The sequence below is a fragment of the Anoxybacillus sp. genome (genome assembly GCF_036834105.1).
In the GTDB taxonomy this organism is placed as follows: domain Bacteria; phylum Bacillota; class Bacilli; order Bacillales; family Anoxybacillaceae; genus Anoxybacillus.
This window is the reverse complement of the sequence record NZ_DAITON010000184.1, coordinates 1-3,279: the sequence shown is the minus strand read 5'-3', so window position 1 is coordinate 3,279 and position 3,279 is coordinate 1. Positions and strand designations below refer to the sequence as shown.

Below are 3,279 nucleotides of genomic sequence, written 5' to 3'. Positions count from 1 at the left end.
GAAAGAGAAGCCTGGCTACAGTCCACGCGCGAGCGAAAAGCGCCGCTCGTTCGCCTCGTTCGTGCAGATATCGATTGGGGCATATCACTAAAGCGCGATATGCAACAAGCGTTTAGTGCTGTCGATGAATGGCGAAGGAAACAGTTTCGCCGCCAGCTTCATGTCATCAACATATATGTGATGGTGTATCCTCCAGTTGACGATTGGGAATTATATGTGCAACATCCGTTAACAAATAATCGCGTGCACATGGAAACGTTCGTGATGCATGCGAGCAATATGTATTCGATATTGGACGAATTAAGTGTGCGGTTTCAACAAGCGATGAAAGTATATGTACCTGACGATTCTCCCATTTTATACGATGAACTGCAATCATTTAAAAAACATGTGTTATCGTTCGCTGAGCAAATGTATGAAAACGAACGGCGCATGTTTGAGCGTGGAAAAGCAAGATGGACGTATGTATTCATTGCGTTGCAAATCGCGATGTTTTTCATTTTAGAGTTAAATGGCGGAAGTACAAATACGTTAACGCTTATTGAATATGGGGCGAAATTCAACCCGCTTATTTTGCAAGGAGAATGGTGGCGATTTTTCACGCCAATCGTTTTACATATCGGTTTTTTGCATTTAATTATGAACACGTTTGCGCTATATTATTTAGGCCCGCTCGTTGAAAAATTGTACGGTTCGTCCCGACTTTTATTCATTTATATATTTGCTGGTTTTGCCGGCTCACTCGCTAGTTTTTTGTTTTCGCCATCAGTATCTGCTGGTGCATCTGGCGCGATTTTCGGATGTTTTGGGGCTCTGCTTTATTTTGGAAAAGTGCATCCACATTTATTTTTTAGGACGATTGGAATGAATGTGTTAACGGTCATTGGAATCAATTTAGCCTTTGGTCTTGTTGTTCCGAAGATTGACAACGCTGGCCATATTGGCGGTTTGATCGGCGGTTTTTTAGCTGCTAGCGTCGTTCATCTTCCGAAAGAGCGTCCTCGTCTTGGACAGTGGCTGGCGGCTTTGTTGACGACGATCGTTACGGCTATATGTTTATATATTGGTTTTCAACGCCCGCCAGCCGACCAAGCACAACTCATTCTCGCCTTGTCGAGGCAATATATTGACGAGCGTGAGTATGGAGAGGCAGAGCGAATGCTATCATTTATTCACCCACGGGATGCAGAAGCGTATAAAGCGGATTTTTTACGCGCGTACATGCACATTCAACAAAAAGATTATGATGCAGCGAAACAATATTTATACGATGCCATCGAAAAAAATGAACGTTTTCATGAAGCATTTTACTATTTAGCGCTATTGTATGCAGAAGAAAAAAATTACGAAAAAGCAAAGCAAGCGGTAGAACGTGCATTGCAGCTTCAGCCAGATGACAGGCAATATAAGCAGCTACTGCGTGAACTCGAGCAGCTGCTTTAATATGACGAGCTCTCCATCCGCTGTTTCTGTGATAACAAGCAGCTTGCTGTAATCTTTTTTTATTAAAATAAGCGGAACGGTGCTGCCGATTGGTGATTCAATCGAACCGTTCTGTTTTTTTATGCCTAAAAAATAATTTTTGTATAGTCCTTCCCATAAATTTCCGATCATTATTTCTGTCTCATTTGTCGTTAAATCCATAAATGGTTGTTCGTTATATTGAACAAGTTCGGTCAAATATAGATGATAATATTCGTCTGTTTGTAGAATGTCGTTCATCTGTTTGGCAGCTTTGTTGACGATCGTCTGCGTTTGTTTATTTAATGTGTTTGCCCACGTTTTTTGTTCGCTTGTTATCGGTTTGCGAAACGATTGAAGCGGGGCGAATGAAGAGTCAATGACGTACAACAAATCTCCGCTCATTTTTTGACTGCTTCGAATATCATCGCCATTATGCAATTCCCCTTGATGATACGAAATCGCTTGAAACAGTCGACTCCCTTTTTGTTCAACATGTTTTTGTTGAATAAGATTTTTTCCTTTTTCTTTCCATTTTGATTGTGTAGCTATTAATCGTCCATTCGCGAAAAGCATGGAAATATCTTGGCGCAAGTAGGCTGTTCGATCAAGTGATGAAGTGACAATCCAGTCGATCACATAACGCGTTTCTTTCTTTTTTGGCTGTAGCGATAATTTTGTTTGAGCATTCGTAAAGCGGACGGTCGGGTCGATCGGGAAAAACATAATTGTTTCACGCGTCGGTCGTTCAAACGTTTGAATGATGACGACAAATACAAGCAACAGGACAAATAGTGATAATAGACGTTTCATCTCATTCCTCCGGTCAAGCTTACATTTGTAAAAATGTATGTGCATACCACACGAAATATGTATGAACAAATGTCGATATGTCAAAGATGTGTGGTAGTAAATGTAAAGTAGGTGATGACAATGAAACGGGTATCTTCGCGTCTCTCAGAAAACGTAGCATATATGAAAACAAAGCTTGGCGTTGACAAAAGCTTTGACGTCATTTATTTAGATGTGCATTATGCAGGAAAAGACATGGCGTTATTTATGATTGACGGGTTTGTCAAAGATGATATTCTCCACTATTTAATGAAATTGTTGTCCGAATTGCCGAACGGTGTGTTAGATGAACAACCGTTAGATAAATTATTAAGGACGCATCTGCCATATGTGGAGTTGGATCAAACGGATGATTTTGAGCGGGTCATGGATGGAGTACTTGCAGGACCGACAGCGCTTTTTGTAGATGGAATGAACAAAGCTATTTTAATTGATGCCCGCACATATCCTGTACGAGGGCCTCAAGAACCGGATATGGAACGTGTCGTTCGAGGTGCGCGGGATGGGTATGTAGAAACGATTGTCTTTAATACGGCGCTAACGAGACGACGTGTGCGCGATCGTTCGTTGCGGATGGAGTATATGCAAATTGGGCGACGTTCCAAAACAGATGTATGTGTTTGCTATATTGAAGATATTGCCGACTCAGCTATTGTCGAGGAAGTGAAGCAATCATTAGCTAAAATTGATACAGATGGTTTACCGATGGGGGAAAAAACAGTTGAGGAATTTATTTCGGGGAGACACCTCAATCCGTATCCTGTCGTTCGCTATACAGAGCGGCCAGATACGGCAGCTGCTCATTTATACGAAGGGCATGTTCTCATTTTTGTCGACGGGTCCCCAAGTGTTTTAATTGCGCCGGCAACATTTTGGCATCATTTACAACACGCGGAGGAATATAGAAATAAACCTATTGTTGGCGCATATTTGCGCTTCGTTCGGTTTCTTGCAGTGTGGCTTTCT

The 3,279-nt window shown here is 41.7% G+C and carries 3 protein-coding genes; 2 read left to right on the top strand and 1 reads right to left on the bottom strand.

The features are described from left to right. A partial coding sequence (locus tag V7Z64_RS12505; protein ID WP_334110614.1) for a rhomboid family intramembrane serine protease occupies window positions 1-1,443 on the top strand: 1,443 nt, incomplete at its 5' end. Here the strand turns inward: V7Z64_RS12505 and V7Z64_RS12500 are convergent. Further along, a complete protein-coding gene (locus V7Z64_RS12500; RefSeq protein ID WP_297989212.1) occupies window positions 1,414-2,274 on the bottom strand; it encodes a hypothetical protein in 861 nt (286 codons plus the stop codon). The genes V7Z64_RS12505 and V7Z64_RS12500 overlap by 30 nt on opposite strands. Window positions 2,275-2,394: 120 nt before the next feature. On the opposite strand from V7Z64_RS12500, the gene V7Z64_RS12495 reads away from it, so the two are divergent. Further along, the coding region (locus V7Z64_RS12495; protein ID WP_334110612.1) for a spore germination protein at window positions 2,395-3,279 on the top strand (885 nt) is incomplete at its 3' end.

Coding starts and splice junctions, on each gene's coding strand:
- V7Z64_RS12500 (WP_297989212.1), bottom strand. CDS start 2,274: ATGAAACGTCTATTATCACTATTTGTCCTGTTGCTTGTATTTGTCGTC.